The 22894-nt window shown below is 73.7% G+C and carries 24 protein-coding genes and 1 pseudogene; 10 read left to right on the top strand and 15 right to left on the bottom strand.

What is annotated here, in order from left to right:
* Position 1: 1 nt before the first annotated feature.
* The 4 genes from AC0OO9_RS14330 to AC0OO9_RS14315 all read right to left on the bottom strand — a co-directional run bounded on the left by AC0OO9_RS14330 (position 2) and on the right by AC0OO9_RS14315 (position 4524).
* Complete coding sequence (locus AC0OO9_RS14330) at positions 2–307, bottom strand: MoaD/ThiS family protein (protein ID WP_484517948.1); 306 nt, start codon at positions 305–307, stop codon at positions 2–4.
* Between the two features lie 35 nt (positions 308–342).
* Positions 343–1356: a GTP 3',8-cyclase MoaA gene (gene moaA / locus AC0OO9_RS14325; RefSeq protein ID WP_484517614.1), complete on the bottom strand. Its 1014-nt coding sequence runs from the start codon at positions 1354–1356 to the stop codon at positions 343–345.
* On the bottom strand, positions 1353–2267 hold the full coding sequence (locus AC0OO9_RS14320; protein ID WP_484517613.1) for a fructosamine kinase family protein: 915 nt from the start codon (positions 2265–2267) through the stop codon (positions 1353–1355). The genes moaA and AC0OO9_RS14320 overlap by 4 nt, the downstream gene beginning before the upstream one ends.
* A gap of 97 nt (positions 2268–2364) precedes the next feature.
* On the bottom strand, positions 2365–4524 hold the full coding sequence (locus AC0OO9_RS14315) for a sigma-70 family RNA polymerase sigma factor (RefSeq protein WP_484517612.1): 2160 nt from the start codon (positions 4522–4524) through the stop codon (positions 2365–2367).
* A gap of 342 nt (positions 4525–4866) precedes the next feature.
* Here AC0OO9_RS14315 and AC0OO9_RS14310 point away from each other — a divergent pair, with 342 nt between their 5' ends.
* The 3 genes from AC0OO9_RS14310 (at position 4867) to AC0OO9_RS14300 (ending at position 9085) form a co-directional block, all read left to right on the top strand.
* Positions 4867–6381, top strand: coding sequence for a pectinesterase family protein (locus AC0OO9_RS14310; protein WP_484517611.1), 1515 nt, complete (start codon positions 4867–4869; stop codon positions 6379–6381).
* Between the two features lie 47 nt (positions 6382–6428).
* A complete protein-coding gene (locus tag AC0OO9_RS14305; RefSeq protein ID WP_484517610.1) occupies positions 6429–7877 on the top strand; it encodes an RICIN domain-containing protein in 1449 nt (482 codons plus the stop codon).
* 167 nt (positions 7878–8044) lie between these two features.
* The gene (locus tag AC0OO9_RS14300; RefSeq protein WP_484517609.1) at positions 8045–9085 is read left to right on the top strand and encodes a DUF4192 domain-containing protein; all 1041 of its coding nucleotides are present in this window, start codon (positions 8045–8047) and stop codon (positions 9083–9085) included.
* Between the two features lie 6 nt (positions 9086–9091).
* Here AC0OO9_RS14300 and AC0OO9_RS14295 read toward each other — a convergent pair whose 3' ends face one another.
* Together AC0OO9_RS14295 and AC0OO9_RS14290 are read right to left on the bottom strand one after the other, a co-directional pair.
* The gene (locus tag AC0OO9_RS14295; protein WP_484517608.1) at positions 9092–10264 is read right to left on the bottom strand and encodes a serine hydrolase domain-containing protein; all 1173 of its coding nucleotides are present in this window, start codon (positions 10262–10264) and stop codon (positions 9092–9094) included.
* A 99-nt stretch (positions 10265–10363) separates the two neighbouring features.
* Positions 10364–11128, bottom strand: a complete 765-nt coding sequence (locus AC0OO9_RS14290) for an AraC family transcriptional regulator (RefSeq protein WP_484517947.1) — start codon at positions 11126–11128, stop codon at positions 10364–10366.
* A gap of 103 nt (positions 11129–11231) precedes the next feature.
* Between AC0OO9_RS14290 and AC0OO9_RS14285 the strand changes: the two genes are divergently transcribed.
* Positions 11232–11738 carry a VOC family protein gene (locus AC0OO9_RS14285; RefSeq protein ID WP_484517607.1) on the top strand — a complete coding sequence of 169 codons (507 nt, stop codon included), beginning with the start codon at positions 11232–11234 and terminating at the stop codon, positions 11736–11738.
* Between the two features lie 63 nt (positions 11739–11801).
* Here the strand turns inward: AC0OO9_RS14285 and coaD are convergent, their stop codons facing one another.
* Positions 11802–12224 carry a pantetheine-phosphate adenylyltransferase gene (gene coaD, locus AC0OO9_RS14280; protein ID WP_484517606.1) on the bottom strand — a complete coding sequence of 141 codons (423 nt, stop codon included), beginning with the start codon at positions 12222–12224 and terminating at the stop codon, positions 11802–11804.
* Positions 12225–12301: 77 nt separating this feature from the next.
* Between coaD and AC0OO9_RS14275 the strand changes: the two genes are divergently transcribed.
* Positions 12302–13090: a class I SAM-dependent methyltransferase gene (locus tag AC0OO9_RS14275; RefSeq protein ID WP_484517605.1), complete on the top strand. Its 789-nt coding sequence runs from the start codon at positions 12302–12304 to the stop codon at positions 13088–13090.
* Between the two features lie 120 nt (positions 13091–13210).
* Here AC0OO9_RS14275 and AC0OO9_RS14270 read toward each other — a convergent pair whose 3' ends face one another.
* The 3 genes and pseudogenes from AC0OO9_RS14270 to AC0OO9_RS14260 all read right to left on the bottom strand — a co-directional run.
* On the bottom strand, positions 13211–14083 hold the full coding sequence (locus tag AC0OO9_RS14270) for an alpha/beta hydrolase family protein (RefSeq protein WP_484517604.1): 873 nt from the start codon (positions 14081–14083) through the stop codon (positions 13211–13213).
* 395 nt (positions 14084–14478) lie between these two features.
* Positions 14479–14673, bottom strand: a complete 195-nt coding sequence (locus AC0OO9_RS14265; protein ID WP_484517603.1) for a DUF397 domain-containing protein — start codon at positions 14671–14673, stop codon at positions 14479–14481.
* A pseudogene (locus AC0OO9_RS14260) lies at positions 14661–14765 on the bottom strand (XRE family transcriptional regulator); the annotation flags it as partial. The gene AC0OO9_RS14265 and the pseudogene AC0OO9_RS14260, both read right to left, overlap by 13 nt.
* Before the next feature lie 123 nt (positions 14766–14888).
* Between AC0OO9_RS14260 and AC0OO9_RS14255 the strand changes: the two are divergent.
* Positions 14889–15599, top strand: coding sequence for a GAP family protein (locus AC0OO9_RS14255; protein WP_484517602.1), 711 nt, complete (start codon positions 14889–14891; stop codon positions 15597–15599).
* 87 nt (positions 15600–15686) lie between these two features.
* On the opposite strand, the gene AC0OO9_RS14250 is transcribed toward AC0OO9_RS14255, so the two are convergent.
* The gene (locus AC0OO9_RS14250) at positions 15687–16094 is read right to left on the bottom strand and encodes a hypothetical protein (protein ID WP_484517601.1); all 408 of its coding nucleotides are present in this window, start codon (positions 16092–16094) and stop codon (positions 15687–15689) included.
* A gap of 52 nt (positions 16095–16146) precedes the next feature.
* Positions 16147–17049: a formate dehydrogenase accessory sulfurtransferase FdhD gene (gene fdhD / locus AC0OO9_RS14245; protein ID WP_484517600.1), complete on the bottom strand. Its 903-nt coding sequence runs from the start codon at positions 17047–17049 to the stop codon at positions 16147–16149.
* A gap of 133 nt (positions 17050–17182) precedes the next feature.
* Between fdhD and AC0OO9_RS14240 the strand changes: the two genes are divergently transcribed.
* On the top strand, positions 17183–17797 hold the full coding sequence (locus AC0OO9_RS14240) for a LuxR C-terminal-related transcriptional regulator (RefSeq protein ID WP_484517599.1): 615 nt from the start codon (positions 17183–17185) through the stop codon (positions 17795–17797).
* Positions 17798–17815: 18 nt separating this feature from the next.
* Here the strand turns inward: AC0OO9_RS14240 and AC0OO9_RS14235 are convergent, their stop codons facing one another.
* Complete coding sequence (locus AC0OO9_RS14235; protein ID WP_484517598.1) at positions 17816–18073, bottom strand: hypothetical protein; 258 nt, start codon at positions 18071–18073, stop codon at positions 17816–17818.
* A 213-nt stretch (positions 18074–18286) separates the two neighbouring features.
* Here AC0OO9_RS14235 and mobA point away from each other — a divergent pair, with 213 nt between their 5' ends.
* The 3 genes from mobA (at position 18287) to AC0OO9_RS14220 (ending at position 20357) form a co-directional block, all read left to right on the top strand.
* Positions 18287–18907, top strand: a complete 621-nt coding sequence (gene mobA, locus AC0OO9_RS14230) for a molybdenum cofactor guanylyltransferase (RefSeq protein ID WP_484517597.1) — start codon at positions 18287–18289, stop codon at positions 18905–18907.
* On the top strand, positions 18904–19170 hold the full coding sequence (locus tag AC0OO9_RS14225) for a DUF6457 domain-containing protein (protein WP_484517596.1): 267 nt from the start codon (positions 18904–18906) through the stop codon (positions 19168–19170). The genes mobA and AC0OO9_RS14225 overlap by 4 nt, the downstream gene beginning before the upstream one ends.
* Before the next feature lie 80 nt (positions 19171–19250).
* Entirely contained in the window at positions 19251–20357 is a 1107-nt protein-coding gene (locus AC0OO9_RS14220; protein WP_484517595.1) for a T3SS (YopN, CesT) and YbjN peptide-binding chaperone 1, read from the top strand.
* Between the two features lie 81 nt (positions 20358–20438).
* Here AC0OO9_RS14220 and AC0OO9_RS14215 read toward each other — a convergent pair whose 3' ends face one another.
* Both AC0OO9_RS14215 and AC0OO9_RS14210 read right to left on the bottom strand, forming a co-directional pair.
* Complete coding sequence (locus AC0OO9_RS14215; RefSeq protein WP_484517594.1) at positions 20439–22322, bottom strand: beta-propeller domain-containing protein; 1884 nt, start codon at positions 22320–22322, stop codon at positions 20439–20441.
* A 78-nt stretch (positions 22323–22400) separates the two neighbouring features.
* Positions 22401–22859, bottom strand: a complete 459-nt coding sequence (locus AC0OO9_RS14210) for an Lrp/AsnC family transcriptional regulator (protein WP_484517592.1) — start codon at positions 22857–22859, stop codon at positions 22401–22403.
* Positions 22860–22894 lie beyond the last annotated feature (35 nt).

Below are 22894 nucleotides of genomic sequence, written 5' to 3'. Positions count from 1 at the left end.
CTCAGCCGCCGGCGAAGGGCGGCAGGACGTCGATCGTGGCCCCGGCAGGTAGCGGTGCCCGCCGATCATGACAGGTCACGCCGTCGACCAGGAAACTCGCCGCCTTCAGGACGACGGCGAGCCGCTCACCGTGCCGGTCGGTCAGCTCCACGACGAGTTCGTCCAGGGACCGCCCGGCGGATGCGGTCTCCTCGGTGCGGCCGGCGGCGGCCCGCGCCCCGGCGAAGTAGCGGACGGTAACCGGCGCCTGGGCGTCGGCGACCTGGGCCGGCGGCCCGGTGTCGGCCGGGCGTGCCTGGGCGGGCAGCCCGGTGTCGGCCGGGCGCGTCGGTTCTGCCACGGTCAGCCTCCGATCGCGGACATCGGCCGGGCGGGCTGGAGGAAGGCCGGGTCGTCGATGCCGTGCCCGGCCCGCTTGCCCCACATCGCGGCCCGCCAGCGCCGGGCCAGCTCGTCGTCGTCCGCCCCGGCCCGCAGGGCGCCGCGCAGGTCGGACTCCTCAGTGGCGAAGAGACAGGCGCGCACCTGCCCGTCGGCGGTGAGCCGGGTGCGGTCGCAGTCGCCGCAGAACGGCCGGGTGACGCTGGCGATCACGCCGACCCGGGCGGGGCCCCCGTCGACCAGCCAGGTCTCGGCCGGTGCCGCGCCGCGCTCCGCCGGGTCGGGGACCAGGTCGAACGCCCCGCGCAGGGTGGCCAGGATCTCGTCGGCGGTGACCATGGTCCGACGGTCCCAGCCGTGCTGGGCGTCCAGCGGCATCTGCTCGATGAACCGCAGCTCGTAGCCGTGGTCGAGGGCGAAGCGGAGCAGCCGGGGCGCCTCGTCGTCGTTGACGCCCCGCATCAGCACCGAATTGATCTTCACGGGGGTGAGCCCGGCGTCGGCGGCCCCGGCCAGCCCGGCCACGACGTCCGCCAGGCGCGGGCGCCGGGTCAGCCGGGCGAACCGCTCCGGATCCAGCGTGTCCAACGACACGTTGACCCGGTCCAGCCCGGCGGCGCGCAGCCCGGAGGCGAGCCGGTCCAGCCCGATGCCGTTGGTGGTGAGCGAGATGCGGGGGCGCGGCTCCAGCGCCGCCACGGCGGCCACGATGTCGGCCAGGCCGGGCCGGATCAGCGGCTCCCCGCCGGTGAACCGGACCTCGGTCACGCCGAGCAGGCGCACCGCGACCCCGACCAGCCGGACGATCTCGTCGTCGCCGAGCAGTTGCGGGCCGGGCAGCCAGGCCAGCCCCTCGGCCGGCATGCAGTAGGTGCAGCGCAGGTTGCACTTGTCGGTGAGGGAGACCCGCAGGTCCCGGGCGACGCGGCCGTACCGGTCGGCGAGGGCGCCGTCGGTCGGCGGGGCGGCGGTCACCCGTCGACGGTAGCGCGCCGGAGCCCGGCCAGGGCCGACCGGGCGGTACGGGCGACCGCATCCCGGTACGCCGCGCCGAACAGTGCGGTGTGCACCAGCATCAGATGGAGCTGGTGCAGCGGCACCCGCTCCCGCCACCCGTCGGCCAGCGGCCACTCCTCCGCGTACGCGGCGAGGACCCGGTCCAGGTGCGGCGCGCCGCCGAAGAGGGCCAATTGCGCCAGGTCGGTCTCCCGGTGCCCGCCGTGCGCGGCCGGGTCCACCAGCCAGACCCGGTCGTCGGCGCCCCAGAGCAGGTTGCCCGGCCAGAGGTCCCCGTGGATCCGGGCCGGCGGCTCGTCACCGCCGAACTCGTCGATCCGCTCGACGACCTGCTCGACCAGGCCGGCCTCGGCGCCGGTGAGCGCGCCGCCGTCGACCGACATCCGGAGGTACGGGACGAGCCGGGCCCGCGCGAACCAACCCGACCAGGGGCCGTCATCGGGCGTGTTGTCCGCCGGCAGTGCCCCGATGAAGCCGTTCCACCCGGCCCCGAAGGCCGACGCCCCCGCCCGGTGCAGCCCGGCCAGTTCCCGGCCGAACAGCTCGGCCGCCTCGGGCGACGGCTCGCCGGGCTCGATCCACTCCAGCGCCAGCAGCCCGGGCAGCGCCACCACCACCTCCGGTACGGCGACCGTCCCGGCCTCGCGCAGCCAGCGCAGGCCGGCGGCCTCGGCGGCGAAGAAGCCCTCCGGCGCGGGCCTTCCGGCGGCCTCCGGCCAGGTCTTGGCGAACACCGAGTGCCCGTCGTCAAGCGTCAGCCGGGACGCGGCGCAGATGTCGCCGCCAGCGACCGGCGTCTCCCGGATCCGCTGGTGGGTCAGGAAGGTCGGCAGGTGCTCCGGGTGCGCCCGCAGGTACGCCAGATCCATCTGCGCAAGGTAACCCCTCCCGCCGGCCGTACGGGTGCCGGCCGCACGATGTCGGCGGCTCACCCCGCCGGCTGCGCCTGGTCGGGTGGCACCGCCGTCACCGCATGTCGGCGCCCATAGCCGGATCGCGGCGGTTCAGCAGGAACGTGGTCTCCGGCAGCGCGCCCCCGGCACCTCGTGGCCCCTCGGCCGAGGACGGGTCGCCGCTGCGCAGGGTCGTCGTCGCCCAGTCCCGCTGGTTCCACGAGTTGTCCTCGTCGTCGACCGTCCCGCCGAGCCACGTCTCGTCGCGGTTGGCGAGGGCCAGGTTGTGCCGCAGCACCGACGGCGAGCCGACGAACGCGAACCCGGCCTTGCCGTTGCGGTAGGCCGTGCTGTTCGTGATCCGCAGCTGCCCGTGGTTGGCCGCCTCGGTGAAGCCGTACCCGGCGTTGTCCCAGGCCGCGCTCCGGGTCACCCGGTGGCGCACCTCGGGAGCGGGGTCACCGCCGCCGAGCTTGAAGCCGTTGCCGCCGCCCTCGGTGAAGCCGGGGATGCCCCACCGGTCGACCCCGTTGCCGTACGCCCAGGACCGTTCGACGCTCACCGGGTCCGTGAACTCGCTGAGGTCCAGCCCGTCGCCCGAGTTGTGGTACATCCGGCAGCCGCGTACGAGGTTGCCGGTGCCCGAGCCGTACTTGAACGCCAGCCCGTCCGCCGTGCCGCCCGCGTCCGAGGTGTCGTGGTTGGCGTGGAAGTCGCTGTCCAGCACCTGGTTGCCCACCGTGCCCGGGTCGCGCAGCAGCAGGCCGATGCCCCCGTTGTCGTGGACCGACAGCCGGGAGAAGACGGTGTGGCGGCAGGAGACGCAGACGTACGCGTGGTCGGGCGCGTTCCTGATCTCCAGCCCGCGTACGGTCCAGTAGCTCGCCCGCTGCGTGATCGCCCACTCGCCGGCGGGCACCCGGCTCGCGTCGACCACGGCCCGCTCGTCGCGGTAGCCGCTGATGGTGATGCGTCTCTGCGCGGTGCCGCTGGTGGTGATGGCCAGGGGCTCGGTGAGCCGGTGGGTCCCGCCGCGCAGCATGATGGTCTGGCCCGGGCGTACCGCCGCGACGGCCCGGCCCAGCGTGGCGTACGGGCGGTCGGCGCTGCCGGTGCCGGTGTCCGAGCCGCCAGGTGCGACGTGGATCTCGGCCCCCGCCGCCGGGGCGGCGGGGCGGGCCGGTCCGGCGGCGGTGGGCGCACCCGTGGGCCGGGAGGGTGGTGCGGCCACCGTGGGGCCGGCCGGGGCGGGGACGCCGCCCGGGTCGGGGGCCTGGAGCACGGCGTAGCCGATGCCGCCGGCCGCGACCGTGGCGACCGTGGCGCCCGCCACGACCTTGTTGGCGAAGAAGCCCTGGACCATGGCCCAGAACGTCCCGGCGGCCGGGGCCGCCGGGACGCCCGCCACGAGCCCGGCGGCGACCGGGAACGTCGTCATGCCCGGCAGCAGCCGCTCCGGTGCCAGCAGCACGTGCCCGTGCGATCCGCACCGCGGGCAGCCCCGGCCGTGCCGGCTCAGCCGCTTGCGCCACAGCGGTCCGGCGGTGCCGTCCCAGCCGCGCAGCAGCGCGGCCAGCTCCGGGCAGCGGGGTGTCGCGCGCAGCGCGCGGACGATCAGTCGGCTCTCGTCCAGGCGCGTCCGCATCCGGCCCAGCCGTACCGCCGCGTGCTTCGGGCTGACCGACAGCGCGTCGGCCAGCTCGGTGCGGGTCAGCTCGCCGATCGCCTCCCGCCACCACCACCGCAGCAGCCGCCGGTCGTCGTCGTCCAGCCAGCCGGTGGCCTCGGCCAGTTCCCGGCGCTGCTCGCTGAGGATCAGCTCGGCCACGGTCCGCTCGGCCAGGTCGCCGCCGGCGTCGGGCAGGTCCGCGTCGGTCTCCTGCTCGCGGCGCCGGGTCCGCGCCCGACCGCGCAGGTGGAGCTGCACCTGCCGGTACGCGATGGACACCAGCCAGGCGCGGAACCGTTCCGGCTCCCGCAGGTCCGGCAGGCCCCGGATGACCCGGACCATCGTCTCCTGGACCAGGTCGTCCACGTCGGCGTGCCCGTTGAGCGCCCGCCCGACGATCCCGTAGACGAGCGGGAGGTGCGCGGAGACCAGCTCGGTGAGCGCCGCCTCGTCACCCGCGCGGGCGGCGGCGACCAGGGCGGGCACGTCCGGGTGGGACGGGTCGCGCGTGCCCGGGTCCAGTTCCGCGTCGTGGGCCGGCGCGTGGACGTCGCTGCCGGTCACGGTGGCGGTCCCTCCTCGCGTCGCGGGTGGGCGGACCGACCGGATCGGCGTGCCTTCCGCCGCCCGGACCGGCGTCTCTCCGCCGGTCTGGGCGGCGGTGGACGACGCAGCTCACGGCATGCTCGCACACCGGTATGCCCCTGTAAAGATCGTCGCCCGTCACTGTCCAGGTAAGTAGGCGATCCAAACGAAGTTCTGAATTTCCGTTGTCGACGTGACCCTGCCGTCGTCTACGGAACCAGAGCGGGCCGACGCCGACCCGCCTGGCATCCGGCCCCGGGCAGCCGGTCGCCAGGCGGGCCACCACCGCACCTCCACCACCCGTACCCAGGAAGGAAGTCAATGCGACTGACCACCCATCCCCCTGACGAACGTCCGGCACCGGCGACCACCGCCGTCCGTCGCCTGTGGCGGCGTGTGGTGCCGTTGGCGGTGCTGGCCGTCGTGGCGCCGGCTGCTGTGGCGGTCGGCAGTGCTCCGGCTCAGGCGGCGGCTGTGGACACGGGCGCGTACTACGTGTTCGTGTCGCGGCACAGCGGCAAGGTGATCGATGTGTCGAACTATTCGACGAGTGATGGTGCGCCGATTCATCAGTGGACGCGTACGGACACGTTGAACCAGCAGTGGCAGTTCGTGCCGGTGGACAACGGTTACTTCCAGTTGCGGTCGCGGCAGAGCGGGAAGGTGTTGCAGATCGCGAGTGCCGAGGATGGCGCGGCGTTGACGCAGGAGTCGGCGGGTACGAACACGCGGCAGCATTTCGGGGTGGCGGATTCGGCGGACGGGTTCGTGCGGTTCGTCAACCGGCACAGTCGTAAGGCGTTGGACGTGTGGGAGTGGTCGACCGCGAACGGTGGTCGGATCTCCCAGTTCGCCGACCTCGACGGCGCCAACCAGCAGTGGCAGCTGGTCAAGCTCGGCGGTGGCAGCACGCCGCCCGGCGCGATCACCGTGGCCGCCGACGGCAGCGGCCAGCACCGCACGGTCCAGGCCGCCGTGAACGCGGCACCGGCCAACAGCGCCAACCCGGTCGTCATCGCGATCAGCCCCGGCACCTACCGGGGCGTGGTGTCCGTCCCGTCGAACAAGACGAACATCCAGCTCCTCGGCCTGGGGGCGAGCCCGAGCGCCGTGGTGATCGTCGAGCGGCACTCGGCCGGCACCGTCAAGCCCGACGGGACGACCTACGGCACCTCCGGCAGCGCCACCATGACGGTCTCGGGCCGGGGCTTCACCGCGACCAACCTGACCATCTCCAACGACTTCGACGAGGCGGCCAACGCCAGCCAGCCGGGCCACCAGGCGGTCGCGCTCAACCTCAACTCCGACCGGTCGGTGCTGAGCAACGTGCGGCTGCTCGGCGACCAGGACACCTTCCTCGTCGGCGGGTCGGCCCGCTCCTACATCCGCAACTCGTACGTCGAGGGCACCGTCGACTTCATCTTCGGCGACGGAATCGCGGTGCTGCACAGCTCGCAGATCCACGAGAAGCGGGCCACGGGCGGGCCGGTCACCGCCGCCCGCACCCCGGCGTCGCGGGCGTACGGCTTCCTCTTCTACCGCTGCAACCTGACCAGCTCGGCGGCGGCGGGTTCGAGCAGCCTGGGCCGGCCGTGGGGTCCGGACGCGCAGGTGCTCTACCGCGAGTCCACGCTCGGCGCCCACATCAGGACCAGCCAGCCGTGGACCGACATGTCCAGCAACTCCTGGCGCAACGCGCGGTTCCTGGAGTACCGCAACAACGGCGCGGGAGCCGGCACGACCAGCAACCGGCCGCAGCTCAGCGACGTCCAGGCGCCCAACTACACCCCGCAGAAGTACCTCGCCGGCACCGACGGCTGGAACCCGGTCGCCTGACCGGTTCCACCCGTCGGGCCCGTCCCACCCTCAGGAGGAGAAACACCATGAACACCCATATTCGTCGCCTGTGGCGGCGTGTGGTGCCGTTGGCGGTGCTGGCCGTCGTGGCGCCGGCTGCTGTGGCGGTCGGCAGTGCTCCGGCTCAGGCGGCGGCTGTGGACACGGGCGCGTACTACGTGTTCGTGTCGCGGCACAGCGGCAAGGTGATCGATGTGTCGAACTATTCGACGAGTGATGGTGCGCCGATTCATCAGTGGACGCGTACGGACACGTTGAACCAGCAGTGGCAGTTCGTGCCGGTGGACAACGGTTACTTCCAGTTGCGGTCGCGGCAGAGCGGGAAGGTGTTGCAGATCGCGAGTGCCGAGGATGGCGCGGCGTTGACGCAGGAGTCGGCGGGTACGAACACGCGGCAGCATTTCGGGGTGGCGGATTCGGCGGACGGGTTCGTGCGGTTCGTCAACCGGCACAGTCGTAAGGCGTTGGACGTGTGGGAGTGGTCGACCGCGAACGGTGGTCGGATCTCCCAGTTCGCCGACCTCGACGGCGCCAACCAGCAGTGGCAGCTGGTCAAGGTCGGCTCCGGCGGCACCCCGTCGGTGCCGTACGGCAACGCGCCCGACGGGTTCGCCACCGGGGTGACCGGCGGCGCCGGCGGGCAGACCGTCACGGTGACCACCCAGGCGCAGCTCAACCAGTACGTCACCGCGTCGGCCCCCCACGTGATCCGCGTCGCCGGCACGATCAACATCAGCCCGAAGGGCACCGAACTGCGGGTGGCGTCCAACAAGACGATCATCGGCGTGGGCACCAGCGGCCACATCGTCGGCGGCGGGTTCTTCCTAGGCTCCGGGGTCAACAACGTCATCATCCGCAACCTGACGATCCAGGACACCCTGATGCCGGACGACGACCCGGGCGACGACGCCTACGACTACGACGCCATCCAGATGGACACCGTCAACCGCGTCTGGATCGACCACAACCGGCTCCAGCGGATGAACGACGGCCTGCTGGACAGCCGCAAGGACAGCACCAACATCACCGTCTCCTGGAACCACTTCGCCGACAACAACAAGACCTTCGGCATCGGCTGGACCGAGAACGTCACGGCCCGGATGACCATCCACCACAACTGGTTCCAGAACACCAGGACCCGCAACCCCAGCGCGGACAACCTGGCCAACCTGCACATGTACAACAACTACCTGCAGAACTGCGCCTCGTACGGCAACTACGTGCGGGGCCTCACCAAGGCCGTCATCGAGAACAGCTACTACGAGAACGTCCGCAACCCGTACTACGTCGAGGCGGGCGAACTCGTCCAGCGGGGCAACGTCACGGTCAACAGCCCGTGGGACTCGGGCAAGGTCAAGTCGAAGGGCTCGGCGTTCAACCCGAGCAGCTTCTACCCGTACACCCTGCACAACGCCGCCGACATTCCGGCGATGTTGCGTACCCACGCCGGCCCGCAGGCCGGAATCGGTAACTGACCGACAGGCGGTGGCACCGGCCGATCGGATCGGCCGGTGTCACCGTCGCCTTCCCGCGCCTTCGGGAAACGGCGTGAGCTGCGACGATACTCTCCGTGTCTGTGGACAACCCGCGTGTCGTCCACAGGGGTCGGCGACCGCGACGCCCCCGCCGCAGGCTGCCAGCCATGACCCCGACTGACCGCCCCCGGCTCGCCGTCCGTTCCCCCGCCGACCTCATCGCCGCCGTGCCCTACCTGCTCGGCTTCCACCCGACCGACAGCGTCGTCGTGGTGGCGATGCGGGACCGCCGGATCACCTTCGCCGCCCGCGCGGACCTGCCCGACCTCGCCGACCCGCGCGACCCCGCCGGGCACCTCGCCGGCGTCATCGCCCGGCAGCACGCCGAGACCGCCACGGTCCTCGGCTACGGCCCGGCGCTGCTGGTCACCCCGGCGGTCGACGCCGTGCGCGCCGCGCTCACCGCCGCCGGGCTCCCCGTGCTCGACGCCCTGCGCGTCACCGAGGGCCGCTACTGGTCGTACCTCTGCACCGAGCCGGCGTGCTGCCCGCCCGACGGCACCCCCTACGACGTCGGCGCCAGCGAGGTAAGCGCGGCGGCCGTCTTCGCCGGCCAGGTCGCGCTGCCCGACCGGGCCGCCCTGGTCGCGCAGGTCGCCCCGGTGACCGGTCAGGCCCGTTCGGCCGTACGCCGGGCCACCGCCCGCGCCGAGCGACGCCTCGCGGACCTGCTCGACCGCGCGCCCGCGACCGACCCGCGCGGCGAGCGGACGGTGCGGTCCGCAGGGGCGGCGGCGGTACGCACCACGCTGCGCCGGCACCGGCGGGGTCAGCGGCTCACCGACGACGAGGTCGCCTGGCTGAGCGTGCTGCTGACCCACGTGCCCGTCCGCGACCACGCCTGGGAACGCACCGACGGGCGGGACGAGGACATCGCCCTCTGGACCGACGTGCTGCGCCGGGCCGAGCCGGAGCTGACCGCCGTGCCGGCCGCGCTGCTGGCGTTCGCGGCCTGGCGGGCGGGGCAGGGCGCGCTGGCGGCCGTGGCCCTGGAACGGGCGCTGGCCGAGCACCCCGGCCACTCGATGGCGCTGCTCCTCGACGACCTGCTGCGCCGGGGCGTGCCGCCGTCGGAGCTGGACGGCTGGCCGGCGGTGGGAAGCCCCGGAGTGCTACGCCGCCGGCGCCGCCGACGCGGCCCCCGCTGACTCCCGTCAGAGCATCCCGAGCGCGGCGCCGATGACGGCCTGGGCGGTACGGCCGAGCTCCGCACCCTTGGCGTCGGTCCCGGTGATCGAGTACTGCGTGCGGAACCGGCCGTCGCGGGTGGCCGCCACGCCGGTCAGGTAGCCGAACCGGGAGCCCGTCTTGATCCACAGGACTTCGCCTCCGGGCAGCGGGAACGCGGTGAGCCCGGCGCTGTACCGGGCCGGACCACCGGTGACGTCGGGGACCCCGGGCAGGGTGAACATCTCGGCCAGCTGGGCCGGCGGCACGACCCGGCCGGCGAAGAGCGCGGCGACGAACGTGTCCAGGTCGGCGAGGCTGGAGATGACGTTGCCGGCGGCCGGGGTGAAGGTCTGGCTCCACGTCGTGGCGTCCACCAGCTCGGTGACCCCGTCCCGCACGACGGCCTGGTACCCGTGCGCGTGCGGACCGAGGATGCGCGGGTCGTCGCCGGGGGCGTACGTGTCCCGCAGGTGGAGCGGGCGGGCGATCCGCCGGTCCAGCTCCCGCGCGTACGGGTGGCCGGTGACCTTCTCCACCAGCAGGCCGGCGACGATGTAGCCCATGTTGGTGTAGTGCTGCTTCGTCCCGGGCTCGAACTCGCGGGGGTTGCGCAGGCCGAGTCGCACGATCTGCTCCGGGGTCCACCGGTCGTACCGGTGGGCGAGCTGCCACTCGATGCCGTCCGGCATGGTCGGGCTGGGGATGCCGTTGGTGTGGTCGAGCAGCTGGCGGACGGTGACGGTCGGGTAGTCGGCGGGCAGCAGCCCGGGCAGGTGCCGCTGCACCGGGTCGGCCAGGTCGATGCGGCCCTCGGCGACCAGTTGCAGCACCAGCGCGGCGGTGAAGACCTTGGTGACGCTGCCGATCCGGAAGCGTGCGTGCGGCGGCACGGGGGCCTGACCGCGCAGGTCACGGACGCCGGTGGCGCCGGTCCAGCAGCCGTCCGCGGTGGTGATCCGGACCTGGGCGCTGGTGGCGTCGGAGTTGGGTAGTCCGGCGATCGCCTGCCGGAGTGGGCCGGGGTCGAGGCTGCCGGGGCGGCAGTCGGCGGCGGAGCGGGCCGGGGGCGCGGCGGTGACCGCGCCGGGGACCACGACGGTCAGCACGGTCGCGAGCGCCGTCGCCGCGAGGGCGGTCCGGCTGTTCAGGATCTTCATGACATCGAGCCTCGTCTCCCGGTGCCGGCCGGGGCATCGGGGAGATTCCCCTGGCGCACCCGGATCGGACGACCGGGGAGAACCCGGTCATGCCTCCTGTCACACCCCGCCGTCGGTGCGCGTGACCCGCTGCCGGTAGCTGCTCAGGGAGAGGCCGAGCACCGACCGGAACTCGTTGGCGAGATGGGCGTGGTCGCTGTAGCCGAGGTCGGCGGCGACGGCGGCCAGGGTCGTGTCCGGGTCGGTACGCAGGCGCTCGGCCGCCTCCTGTAGCCGACGCCTGCGGATCATCGTCGACGGCGGCAGCCCGACGTAGCGTCCCGCGAGCCGCTGCAACGAGCGGGTGGACAGGCGCACGCGTACGGCGGCGTCCTCGACCGTCCGGATCGCCGGATCCGTGTCGATGGCCTCGGCCATCGCGTTGGCCAGCAGCGCCTCGTCGTTCGGCGGTGGGATCGCCTCGCTGAGCCACCCCGCGAAGGCGTCGACGGCCCGGCGGTGCCGGGTCCGCCGGTCACCCGGCCCGGTCATCTCGCGGTGCACCCGCTCGTGCAGGTCGGGCAGGTCCACGGCCTCGTAGCGGTCCCGCAGGGCCGCCGGGTCCGCGACCAGGTGGGGTACGGCCGCCGGCCGCAGCAGGGCGCCGACGGCCCAGCCCGTTCCGGTGAGGTCACGGTGCGAACTGCCGGTCGTCGGTCCGGAGATGCCGACCGCGTCCGGTTCCACGACGAGGTTGCAGGCGGGGAAGGCGATCAGGTGCTGCCGGGAGGACCGCCCCGGCTGGATCTGCCACTCCGGGATCCAGAACCACCGCACCAGCTGCCGCACCGCGTCCGGCGGCGGGAGCCGGTCGAACGTGGGCAGCCGCGCCGGATAGAGGACACCCCGTGGGCTCGCCGCACCCGGGGCGGGCACCTGGCGCGAATCTTCAAGCCGGCCCACGCCCGCCGTTCCTACGATCGGTCACATGACTGCAACGACCAGAGCCGCCGACGGTGCGCACACCACGAACGGTACGCCGCACGGCGCCACCAGCCTGACCCCCTTCCTGGCGATCCCCGACGCTCGCGGCGCCATCGACTTCTACCGGGAGATCTTCGGTGCCCGCGTGGTCGACGTGACCGAGATGGGCGGGGTCGTGGCCCACGCCGTCCTCGACTTCGGCCACGGGCTGCTGCAACTCGGCGAGCCGATGCCCGACTACGGGCTCGTCGCGGCCCCCGAAGGGGACCAGGACTGCTACTCGATGGGCCTCTACTGCCCCGACGTGGACGCCGTCGTCGCCCGGGCCGAGGCGGCCGGCGCCGTCGTCCGTGAGGCGCCGTCCACGTTCGTGTCCGGCGACCGGTTCGCCAGCATCAGGGACCCCTTCGGCGTACGGTGGTCGGTCATGACCCGGGTGGAGGACCTCTCCGAGGAGGAGAGCGCGCGCCGGGTCGCCGAATGGGCCGAGCAGCAGAACCAGACGAGCTGACACGGGGCCACAGCGCCGGCCGTTCGCGTGATGTCCGGCCGTCCGCGGTTGCGTGGACGAAGCTCACTTCCCCAGCGTGCGTACCGCGGTCGAGGACACCGCGGCCAGTTCGGGCTGCGCAGGCAGGAACACCGTGGGGACACCGAGCGACTCGTTCATCGCGGCGAGCCGGTACTCGCTCTGCAGGTCGGTGGTGTTCCGCAAGCCGCGGACGATCACTCCTACCTCGTGGCGACGGCAGTAGGCGGAGGTCAACCCGCTCCAGGCCGCAACGCTGACGGAGGTCCACCCCGCCGGCAGAACGGCCCGGACAGCGGCCGCTCGCGCCTCTTCGTCGGTGCCCGGATCCTTGAGGCTGTTGATGGCGACGAGCACGACCACCTCGTCGAAGAGGCGGCGTGCCCGGTCCACCACGTCCAGATGCCCGGGAGTGAAGGGATCGAAGCTGCCGGGATAGACCGCCCGCACGCCTCTGCCGGTGCTCATGGCCCGACTGTAGGCGTCGGCCATGCCCTCAGCAGAATCGCTCGCTTCCCGGTCTGCGCCGCGGGCAGGCTGTCGGGATGAAGGCGAGTTTCAGCGGTGAGGTGGCGACGTACTACGCGAGGCACCGGCGGGGTTACCCGCCCGAGGTGCTCGACGCCCTCGTCGGAGCGTTCGGCCTCAGCGCCGAGGACACGGTGGTCGACCTCGGCTGCGGCACGGGCCAGTTGAGCCTCCCGCTCGCCGCCCGGGCCGGGGCCGTCATCGGCGTGGACCCGGAGCCGGACATGCTGGTTCTGGCCCGCCAGGCCGCCCTCGACACCGCAACGGCCAACACTGTGTGGATGCTCGGCACCGACAACGACCTGCCCGCGCTGGGTCGGCTACTCGGCGAACGGACGATCGGCGCACTGACCGCCGCCGTCGCCATCCACTTCATGGACCGCGACGCGCTGTTCAGGGCCGCCCGGCCGCTGCTGCGTACCGGCGGCGGCGTCGCCGTCGTCACCAACGGAGCGCCGCTGTGGCTCCAGGACGCCGACTGGTCCAGGGCGCTGCGCGAATGCCTGGAACGGCTGCTCGGGCACCCCGTCACCGCTGCCTGCCAGACCGACGACGCCGGCCGCCTACGCAACCGGGACGCCCTCGTTCGCGCCGGCTACCGGTACGCGGAGTCGTCGGTGCAGTACGACGCGCCGCTCACCGTCGATGACATGGTCGGCGGAGTCTTCTCCGCCCTGTCGACCGACCGGCTGCCGTCCACGCAGGGACGAGCCACGTTCGCCGCAGAGGTACGCGACGCCCTCGGCGGACGCGACGAGGTCACCGAGCGGGTTCACGTCCGGCTCCAGTTCGGTACGCCCGACTGAAGCCGCACCTCGCCCAGCCAAGCCTTCCCTCTCCACGGCCCGCCGGCATCGGAGCGTGCCCCGGATGGTCAGGCCCGCTCGACCAACTCGACGACGAACGCGCGCCACGCCGTCACGTCATCAAACTGTGGGGAGCCGCCGGTCCAGCCAGGCGAGCAGGATCTGTGCGTACTGGGGGCTGATGCCGGCCAGGTTCTCGGCCTCGTGCAGGGTGGGCGCGTGGTCGCAGCCGGCCAGCCGGGCGATGGTCAGGTCTACCGCAGCGGCCGCCCGGCGCCACACCGTCAGGCTCTCCTCGATCGGGATCCAGGCGTCGGTGTCGCCGTAGCAGAGCGACACCGGGCAGGTCAGCGCCGCGAATACCGGTTCCGGATCGAAGTCCATGTCGGCCCAGGCGCCGGGCTCCGGCACCTCGCGCGGCAGGAACGCCAGCGGGAACCAGGGCCGCTCGACGGCGGCGTCCAGCTCCGCCTGGGCGACCGCCCGGGGCAGCCTGCCGCGAAGGTACGCCTCTGCGACCCCACGCAGCCGGTCCAGCTCGGCGAGGTCGGCATCGCCGTACCCGTCGCGGCGAAGTTGCTCGGCGGTGCCGTACCGCATCTGCCGGGCGGGGCTGACCCCGCTGCACCCGACGAGCACGAGGAGGTCGACCGGGTGGCGGCTGGCGGTCAGCGCCGCCGCCCAGGCCCCCTGGCTGAACCCCCACAGCCCGACCGGGACGTCACCGACCTGCCGGCGCAGCACGTCCAGGGCCGTTGCCGCGTCGTCGGCCTGGGCGTTCATCGGCACGTCGCGTCCGTCGATCCGGGCACGCCGGTCGTAGCGCAGCACCGCGATGCCGGCAGGCGGCAGCAGCCGGGCCAGGTGCTCATAGAGAAAGTACGACCGGTTGTCGGCGTGGGAGCCGTGCAGCACGGCGAGGGCGCCCCGGGCCGGCCCGGCCGGCGGGTTCAGGGTGGCGGGGAGTTGCTGCTCGCCGACGCTCAGCTCCATGCCGGGCAGTCAAGCACCGACCGGGCGTCTCCGTCTCGCCCGGTGAGGAGCTGGCGGCGCGCCGATGCGGTCCACCGTCAGGATCGGGCGGCCCTTGCGGCTCGCGTGGGACTGTCGAGCTGATGTCGCAGACGATTCACGCCATCTGGTGTCGCAGCGAACCAGGCATCGCCTGATGTCACAGACGACTCAGCTCGACAGCGTCGCGCGACCTGTGCGCCCGCGGGCGGGCTCCGCCACCGCCGCACGAGGCGCGGATCACCCGGTCGAGGCTGCGTGACGAGGCGCCAGCTCGACTGCCGGCGGTCACGAGCCGTCTCCCGCACGGCGCTCGGGTTCGGCTGGGTGTCCGTGATCCTGCTCGCCCGCGCCGGGCCCGACGTGCGCTTCGGACGTCAGGCCCGCTCGGCCAGTTCGGCGACGAACGCGCGCCACGCCGCCGGTGCGAAGGTGAGTGCCGGGCCGGCCGGGTCCTTCGAGTCACGGACGCCGACGACGCCGGGAAGGTTGTCGGCGACCTCGACGCAGGCGCCGCCGTTCGAGCTGCTGCGGGTGCTCTTGCGCCACTGCGCGCTGGTCAGGTCATCCATGATCGCGCTCTCAACAGGTCGATGGTCTGGTCTCGCGGCAGCGTGGCCGATCTCACGGTATCCCAGGCCGCCCAGAGCGGAGCAACGTCATTCGGCGGGCACCGGCAGGCTGGTCTCCGTCGAAAGATGTAGGGGATGTTCGTTCCGTAAGGCGAGTCGGTGGGTACGACGCCGGCACAGAATGGGTCCGTGCCCCAACCCATCGCAAGCACCGCATGAGCGTCGGGCTGCTGCTGTCGCTCGCCGGCCTGGCCCTGGTCGACAGCACGAGCATCGGCACGCTCTTCATCCCCGTCTGGCTGCTGCTCGCTCCCGGGCCGGTAAACGCCCGCCGGATCCTCGTCTACCTCGGCACGATCGCCGTCTTCTACTTCGGCGTCGGACTGCTGCTCGCCCTCGGCGGCAGCCGGCTGGCCGACGTCCTCGGCGGCGCGATGGACAACCGGCCGGTGCTCTGGGCGCAGCTCGTCCTAGGGGTCGGGCTGTTCCTGCTCAGCTTCCGCTACGACAGCAAGCGGCGTCCGCGCAGCGGCGGGGTGCTGCGCTGGCGGGACCGGGCCACCGCCGGCGACTCCTCCGCGCGGTGGCTGGTGGGGCTGGCGCTGCTCGCCGCGCTCGCGGAGGTGGCGACGATGCTGCCGTACCTCGGCGCGGTCGGGCTGCTGACCACCTCGGGTCTCGGCGCGGCCGAGATGGTGGGGCTGCTCGCCGGCTACTGCCTGGTCATGGTCCTGCCGGCGGTGCTGCTGCTGGCGGCCCGGATGGCGCTGCCGAGGCTGATCGAGCCGGTGCTGGCCCGGCTCAACGCCTGGATCCTGCGAACCTCGGGCAGCATGCTCGGCTGGATCCTCGGCATCGCCGGCTTCCTGGTGGCCCGCGACGCGGCGTTCCGGCTGGGGCTGTTCGACACGTGGATCAGGTTGTGACCTGCTCGGTGGACCCGGTCGGTGCGGCGCAGCGCGAAGGTACGTCGCGCCTGCCCGACCGGGTCCGCGAGGAGTGGCCCGCCAGGCTCAGCGAGTGACGCGGGCCGTGTCGTCGATCTGCCCGTACTCGCAGGTGTCCTCGTTGCACAGTTCGGTGCTGCCGGTGAACAGCGCCTCGCCGGTGCGGAAGATGGCGCCGTCCGGCTGCGCGAGCACCCGTGCCGGCACCGCCTGCGGCTGGCCCGTGCACGAGAGGGGCGCCCAACCGGACCCGTAGGCGATCCTGTTGCCCGAGCGCTGCCTGACGTTCAGCTCGAAGGAGCCGGACATGCCGGCCGGGCACGTCACGGAGACGGTGACGTCCACGGCGACGCCCCGGGCGACCAGGGTCGCGGACGTGACGTCGGTGGTGCTCGCCGCGCTCGCCGGCGTTGCCCCCAGCAACACGAACAGTGGCAGGCCGAGCAGTGCGGTGGCGGTCCTGATGCGGCGCACGATGGTTCTCCCTGTGACGAAGGTCGATTACCGGCGTCAACCATAAGTCCTGTCAACACCCTGAGTGATCATCCGATGGCACAGCATGACGCGACGGGACGGTGACGTCGATCCGGTCGGAGCGGGCGTAGACGTTCATCGCCTCGCCGCGCAGGAAGCCGACCAGCGTCAGCCCGGCCTCCTCGGCCAGCTCCACCGCCAGGGTGCTCGGCGCGGAGACCGCCGCGAGCAGGGGCACCCCCGCCATCCACGCCTTCTGGGTCAGCTCGAAGCTCGCCCGCCCGGAGACCAGCAGGACGTGCCCGGCCAGCGGCAGCCGCCGCTCGCGGACCGCCCAGCCGACCACCTTGTCGACGGCGTTGTGCCGGCCCACGTCCTCGCGCAGCACCACCAGATCGCCGTCGGCGGTGAACAGGCCCGCCGCGTGCAGGCCGCCCGTGCGGTCGAATCCGCGCTGCGCCGCGCGTAGCCGGTCCGGCAGGGCGGTCAGGACCGCCGCCGGCACGGTCAGCGGGTCGTCGCCCACCGCGAAGACCGATCGGGTACGCACGGCGTCGATGCTCGCCTTGCCGCACACCCCGCAGGAGCTGGTGGTGTAGAAGTTCCGGGCCGGATCGACAGCGGGTTCGGGCACGCCGGGCGACAGCACCACGTCCACCACGTTGTACGTGTTGGGCGTCTCCGCGCCGGCGCAGAGCTGCGCGGTGCGTACGTCGTCGGCGGAGCGGATCAGCCCCTCGGTCAGCAGGAAGCCGATCGCCAGGTCGAGGTCGTCGCCCGGCGTACGCATGGTCACCGCGAGCGGCCGTCGCCGGCCGGGACCGGCCGCACCGACCCGGATCTCCAGCGGTTCCTCCACGGCGAGGCTGTCCTGCCGGCGTACCGAGGCGCGGCCCGTCGCCGCCGCGTCGAGGTCGATGCGGAGCACGCCGCGCCGGTCAGTCGCCCGTCCCATCCCGCCATCCTGCACCCCGGGGTCGGGGCGCCGCGCGGCGACGGCCCGTCCGTATCCGCGATGTACGCGGCCTGTACGCCGCCCGCCGTACGGTGTGACCGTCCGCAGGAGGAAGTCCGGAGAGGGTGGGGCCATGACCGTCAGGGTCGCTGTCGTGGACGACGGGTCGCTGACCTTCCGTGGCGTCGCCGACGCCCTCCTGCGGGCCCCCGGGGTGACAGTGGTCGGCGTGTTCCCCTCGGTCGAGCCGGTCGCCGCCCTGCGGGACGCGCTGCAGGTCGTCGTCGCCGACCGCTGCGCGGAGTCGGACGCCGGCCCGTGGTGGCCCGACGGGCCGGCGTTCGTCGTCCTCGCGACGTGCCAGGACGCGGTACGGGTGCGGGCCGCCCTGGACGCGGGCGCGCTCGCCTATCTCGGGCGGGACGTCGACGGGGCCACCCTGCTGCGGGCGGTCCACGCCGTCGGGCGGGGCGACCTCTACCTCGACGGCGCGGCGCGGGAGGCCCTGCTGCCCGACGCCGTCGCCGATGTCGGCGACGGCGGACCGCCCATGCTGACCGCCCGGGAACGGGACGTGTTGCGGCTCGTCGCCGAGGGCCTCACCCACCAGCAGATCGCCCGCAGGCTCTGCCTGTCCAAGTCGACGGTCGACACCTACACGCACCGCCTGCGACAGAAGACGGGCGCGGTGAACAAGGCGGGACTGACGCGGATCGCGATGGCGTTCGAGGCGAACCCCGCCGCCTAGGACCGGGCGGCCGGCACGTCAGCCCCGGGTCTGCACGAGGAACGAGTAGCCGATCCGCTTCGTGCCGTCCCAGTTGTACATCGGGTAGCACGGTCCCGGCGACGTCCACGAGCTGACGTACGCCGGCCGGGCCGCGTTGCACGCCTTGAGCGTGGAGTAGAGCGGGCTGTTGTAGGCCGCCTGGGCGGGCGCGGCCAGGCCGAGCACGGCACCGCCGGCCACGGCGGCGACCGCGATCAGGCTGCGTACGCGCGCGCGACGCGGAGTCTTCGTCATCGTTGCTCCCTTACCTCGGCAGATCTGCCGTGCCCGTCCCCCGTCGAGCCCATCGCCCGGGAGGGCCGCGCCACCGGACCAGGCTGCACCGGCGGCCGTCCACGGTCACGTCCCACTTCTGTGTAGGCCGCCGCTCCACACGGGAGATCCCGGCAACCTCCCGCCCGTCGCCTCGCGTCTCCCGGCGAGGCGTCGGGCGGATACCGTGGCCCGGTGGAGGCGTACGCGGCGGTGGTGCTGGCGGGCGGGGCCGCGCGCCGGATGGGGGGCGTCGACAAGCCCGCCCGGACGGTCGGCGGCCGGCCCATGCGGGACCGGGTGCTCGCCGCGGTCGCCGACGCCGCGCCGCGCATCCTGGTCGGGCCTGCCGCACCGGTGCCCGCCGGGGTGCGGGTGACCCGGGAGGAGCCGCCGGGCGGCGGCCCCGTCGCCGCCGTCGCGGCCGGGCTGGCCCTGCTCGACCCCGGTACGCCGGTGGTCGCCCTGCTCGCCGCCGACCTGCCCCTGCTCACCCGCGCGGCGGTCGGGGAGTTGCTCGGCCACCTCGACGCCGGTCACGACGGCGCGTGCTACGTCGACGGCGACGGGCGGCGGCAGACGCTCTGCGGCGTGTGGCGGGTGGCCGTGCTGCGCGCCGCCCTGGACCGCCTCGCCGCCGAGCGCGCCAGCGGGCAGCCCGACGGGTCCGCCGCGCCGCTGGCGGGGGCACCGATCAGGGCGCTGCTCGCCGGGCTGCGGGTGCGCGAGGTGCCGTGGGCCGGTGCCGGCCCGCCGCCCTGGTTCGACTGCGACACTGACGAGGACGTACGCCGGGCGGAGGAGTGGGCGCGATGACGGTCATGGACGACTGGGTGACGGCGGCCTGTGCCGAGCTGGAACTGGATCCCGCCCAGGTGCCGGTGCCGGCCGTGCTCGACCTGGCCAAGGACGTGGCGCACCAGGTGCTGCGGCCGGGTGCGCCCGTCACCGCGTACCTGCTGGGGCTGGCGGTCGGGCGGGGCGCGGACCCGGCCGGCGCCGCGGCCCGGCTCAGCGCGCTGGCCGCCGCCTGGCCGGTCGGGCTCGGTGCCGAACGCCCGGGCGGGACACCCGCCTGACCTCCGCTGTCCGATCACGGTCGGGCTGATTGGTCTCCCCCGTCGCGTGGGTAGGGTGACCGTGACGGACGGAGGCGATCATGACGGCGGACCACCCCTCGGCGCCGGGCGGCGACTCGCCCGGCACCCTGCCGGCGCACCACGAGCCGATCCTGCTCGACGAGCCCAGCACGGCCGACCTGCGGGCCAAGGTCACCCAGGCCTGGCACGAGTTCGCCCGGGCACTCGCCGAGCGGTTGGCGGCGCTGCCCACGGGCACGCACGTGGAGCTGACCCTCGACCCGACGGCCTCCGGCACCGGCGACGCGGTCTACTCGGTAAGCATCGACGTCGGCGAGGAGGGCCGGCTGGCCGCCCGCGCGGTCGGCAACGCCACCCTGCCGGACGGCTACCGGCTGGACCGGGCCGCCGTGGCGGACATGATCGCGCTCGGCTGGTCGCCGCCCGGCGTGGTGCCGGGCTCCGGCGAGCACTTCGGGCTGGACAGCGGCACCGCCGAGGCCACCCGGCTGGCCGCCCTGCTCACCCGGACGCTGCGCGACGTCTACGGCGCCCCGCACCCCGCCTTCCTCGTCTACCTCATCCACGACGCCGAGGGCGAAGCGCTGCCGGTGGAACCGCTGGGCACCGCGCGCAGCGAGTTCGGCCCCGACCGTAACGTGGAGGCCGACCTCGACGAGGCGCTCGCGGCGGCCGCCGCCGCCCAGGCGCCCGAGCACGACGCGGCGGCGCTCGCCGAGCAGGTCCGCACCGTCGTCTCGACAATGCTCAAGTCGGAGCCGGACCGGTTGCAGGTCGACTCCGACGGCGACATCAACATCCGCGCCGGTTCGGCGATGGTCTTCGTCCGGGTCCGCGACAACCCGCCGCTGGTGGACGTCTTCTCCCCGGTGCTGACCGAGGTCGAGCCGACCGAGCGGCTCTACGTGAAGCTCTCCGAGCTGACCAACCGGATGCCGATCGGCCGGCTCTACTGCGCCGACGACACCGTGTGGGCGTCCATCCCCGTCTTCGGCCGCAACTTCCAGGCCACCCACCTCATGCTCGCGGTCCAGGTGATGACCGGGCTCGCGGACGAGCTGGACGACCGCCTGCACGGCGAGTTCGGCGGGAAGCGGTTCTTCGGCGAGGGCGACAAGCCGGTCAAGCGGGACCAGGAGGAACACCGCACCGGCATGTACCTCTGATCCACGCCCCACCCCGTGGTGGGTGGCGGGTGGAGCCCGGAAACCCCGAGAAACCGGGCCCCACCCGCCGGGGAGGGAGGATCAGGTCACGGGGAGCCAGTCGAGGCTCCGGGCGGTGGTCGGATCGGTGGCCCGCAGGCCGGCGGCGGAGACGGTCCAGAGCACGTCCCCGACCAGCAGCGACCGCAGGACCGGGCCCGCCGGGCCCGTGTGGGAGACCGTGCCGACCTCGCCGATGTCGGTCCCGGACACCCGCAGCAGGCGTACGTCGTCGCCGACCGGCAGCGCGACCAGGCCCGTCTCCGGGTGGTGCAGGAAGGCGTGCGTGTCGTGCTCCAGCGCGGAGTACGCCTTCGGCACGTGCCACTGGTCGAGCCGGCTCGGCCGGGCCGGGTCACGTACGTCGAACAGCGAGACCTGGAGCCCCTGTGCCCGTCCCCGCCGGTCGGCCTCCTGGCCCACCCCGAGCAGCCGGCCCTCCGGCAGCGGGTGCAGGTACGCCGAGTACCCGGTGATCTTCAGCTCCCCGGTGACCCGGGGCGCGGTCGGGTCGGTCAGGTCGACCGCGTAGAGCGGATCGGTGAGCCGGAACGTGACCACGTACGCGGAGTCGCCGAGGAAGCGCACGGACCAGATCCGCTCGCCCGGGCCGAGGCCGGTGACCGCGCCCGTCCGGACCAGCGTGTCCCCGTCGGGACGCAGCACGTGGACGGCGGACTCCGAGTTCGGCCGGGTGCCCCAGGCGTCGCCCGTGGTGGTGGCCACCCGCAGGTGCCCCTGCCACTCGGAGAGGGCGTACTGGTTGACGAGCGACCCGGGTACCGAACCGGAGGCCACGTAGCGGGGACGCCCGGGCGCGCCGGTGTCGAACCGGTGGATCTCGGTGACCTGCGGGTCGGGCCGCCGGACGTCCCCCCGGAACGAGCCGGGCCGGGGCGGCACCGGCCGTTCCCCGGCGAGGTAGAGGCTGCTCCCGGTGCCGTAGACGGTGGTGGCGTCGGCGGCGACGCTGACCGGGTCGCCGTCGCCGAGGCGGTCGCCGGCGAGGTCGAAGCTGAGCACGGTCAGCATCGACGTGCCGGACCAGGCGGGCGGCCGGCTCAACCGGTCGCAGCCGACGCGGCCGGTGTGCCGTTCCGCCCCGGCCGTCCACTCGTACGCCGGCAGCCACGCCTCCACTCCGGCGGCGGCGATCACCGCGCGGTTGGCGGCGGTCCGCGTCGCGTCGGTGCCCCGTTCGGCGTACGGGAAGACCAGTTGGGGGCGGCTGCGGACCACGACCCGGGCGGTGGCCCCGGTCTGCCGGGCGTCGACGAGGCTGCCGTCCATCCGGTAGGTGCCGAGCACCCGCGGCGTGCCCGCGAGGTCGACCAGGATCAGGCGCGGCGCGGTGCGGGCCCGCGCGGCGCGGGTCGCCGCCTGGAGTTCCGCGCCGATCTGGGTCAGCACCAGCGCCCGGTCGCCGTGCAACAGCAGGGTCGCCTGCTCACCCCACGCCAGCTCCGGCAGCGTCCGCGTGAGGTCGAGGCGGCCGGTCTCCCGGCGGGCGGCCGGGTCCACCACCCGCAGCACACCCCGGGTGACGGTCACGATCCGCCGCCCGTCGGTCTTGACCAGGTCGGGTTCGTCCGCGCCGGCCTCGTGCACGTTGGTCGTGGAGTGCTCCTGGGCGGGCTGGGCGGACTGGGCTGACGCCCGGGACCCGGACGCGTCCTTGGCCACGTCGCCGAAGGCGGCCCCGGTGCGCCAGCCGTTGCCGAAGCCCCACGGGCCGACGGACGCGTCGGCGGCGGCGCGGAGCCCGTCCAGCGCCTGGGCGCAGGAGTCGTAGGAGACCAGCACGGGCGCGGCCGTCGGCTGCCTCGGGCGCGGTGGGTCGGGCGGCGCCGCCGGGATCGCGCTGCCGCCGAGCAGGGTGAGCGCGGCCAGCGTGCCGACCGCGAAGATGTGGGCTCCCCGTGTCATGGCCGGTTCGACGCGCCCGGCCGGCGGGTGGTTCCGGCCCTCCGCCGACCTTCCGCGCCGCGTTCCGCCGCGCCCGGGTCAGCGGGGCGAGGGGCCGACGCCGGGGGAGTCCACGAGCCGGGAGAGCACGATGGTGCTCCGGGTCGAGGTCACGAAGGGCTCGGCCCGCAGCCGTTCCAGCGCCGCCTCCAGGTGCCCGATGTCGGCGGCCCGCAGGTGTACGAGGGCGTCGGCCTCGCCCGAGACGGTGTACGCGCCGACCACCTCCGGGTGCCGGCGGGTGGCGACCCCGATCTGGGCGGGGGTGGTCCGACCGGCGCAGAACAGCTCGACGAACGCCTCGGTGGTCCAGCCGACGGCGGCGGGGTCGACGACGGCGGTGAAGCCCCGGATCACGCCGGCCGCCCGCAGCCGGTCCACCCGCCGTTTGACCGCCGGAGCGGAGAGCGACACCCGCTGACCGATGTCGGCGTACGAGGCGCGGGCGTCCGCGACGAGCAACGCAATGATCCGCTGGTCCACGTCATCTATCTGCAACGTTCCGCCTCTGGGAAGCAACGGTTGTGGCTGTT

It is taken from the genome of Micromonospora sp. USAFONa4 (assembly GCF_057197825.1).
The sequence above is the reverse complement of the archived record's forward strand: the minus strand, read 5'-3'. Positions and strand labels throughout refer to the sequence as shown.

Excerpts from the sequence above, each read along its gene's own strand:
- AC0OO9_RS14235 (WP_484517598.1), bottom strand. The coding sequence starts at position 18,073 with ATGACGAAGACTCCGCGTCGCGCGCGCGTACGCAGCCTGATCGCGGTC.
- AC0OO9_RS14305 (WP_484517610.1), top strand. The coding sequence starts at position 6,429 with ATGAACACCCATATTCGTCGCCTGTGGCGGCGTGTGGTGCCGTTGGCG.
- AC0OO9_RS14240 (WP_484517599.1), top strand. The coding sequence starts at position 17,183 with ATGACCGTCAGGGTCGCTGTCGTGGACGACGGGTCGCTGACCTTCCGT.
- AC0OO9_RS14270 (WP_484517604.1), bottom strand. The coding sequence starts at position 14,083 with ATGGAGCTGAGCGTCGGCGAGCAGCAACTCCCCGCCACCCTGAACCCG.
- AC0OO9_RS14275 (WP_484517605.1), top strand. The coding sequence starts at position 12,302 with ATGAAGGCGAGTTTCAGCGGTGAGGTGGCGACGTACTACGCGAGGCAC.
- AC0OO9_RS14295 (WP_484517608.1), bottom strand. The coding sequence starts at position 10,264 with ATGAAGATCCTGAACAGCCGGACCGCCCTCGCGGCGACGGCGCTCGCG.
- AC0OO9_RS14220 (WP_484517595.1), top strand. The coding sequence starts at position 19,251 with ATGACGGCGGACCACCCCTCGGCGCCGGGCGGCGACTCGCCCGGCACC.
- AC0OO9_RS14310 (WP_484517611.1), top strand. The coding sequence starts at position 4,867 with ATGCGACTGACCACCCATCCCCCTGACGAACGTCCGGCACCGGCGACC.
- AC0OO9_RS14215 (WP_484517594.1), bottom strand. The coding sequence starts at position 22,322 with ATGACACGGGGAGCCCACATCTTCGCGGTCGGCACGCTGGCCGCGCTC.
- fdhD (WP_484517600.1), bottom strand. The coding sequence starts at position 17,049 with ATGGGACGGGCGACTGACCGGCGCGGCGTGCTCCGCATCGACCTCGAC.
- AC0OO9_RS14225 (WP_484517596.1), top strand. The coding sequence starts at position 18,904 with ATGACGGTCATGGACGACTGGGTGACGGCGGCCTGTGCCGAGCTGGAA.
- AC0OO9_RS14300 (WP_484517609.1), top strand. The coding sequence starts at position 8,045 with ATGACCCCGACTGACCGCCCCCGGCTCGCCGTCCGTTCCCCCGCCGAC.
- AC0OO9_RS14265 (WP_484517603.1), bottom strand. The coding sequence starts at position 14,673 with ATGGATGACCTGACCAGCGCGCAGTGGCGCAAGAGCACCCGCAGCAGC.
- coaD (WP_484517606.1), bottom strand. The coding sequence starts at position 12,224 with ATGAGCACCGGCAGAGGCGTGCGGGCGGTCTATCCCGGCAGCTTCGAT.
- AC0OO9_RS14255 (WP_484517602.1), top strand. The coding sequence starts at position 14,889 with ATGAGCGTCGGGCTGCTGCTGTCGCTCGCCGGCCTGGCCCTGGTCGAC.
- AC0OO9_RS14320 (WP_484517613.1), bottom strand. The coding sequence starts at position 2,267 with ATGGATCTGGCGTACCTGCGGGCGCACCCGGAGCACCTGCCGACCTTC.
- AC0OO9_RS14285 (WP_484517607.1), top strand. The coding sequence starts at position 11,232 with ATGACTGCAACGACCAGAGCCGCCGACGGTGCGCACACCACGAACGGT.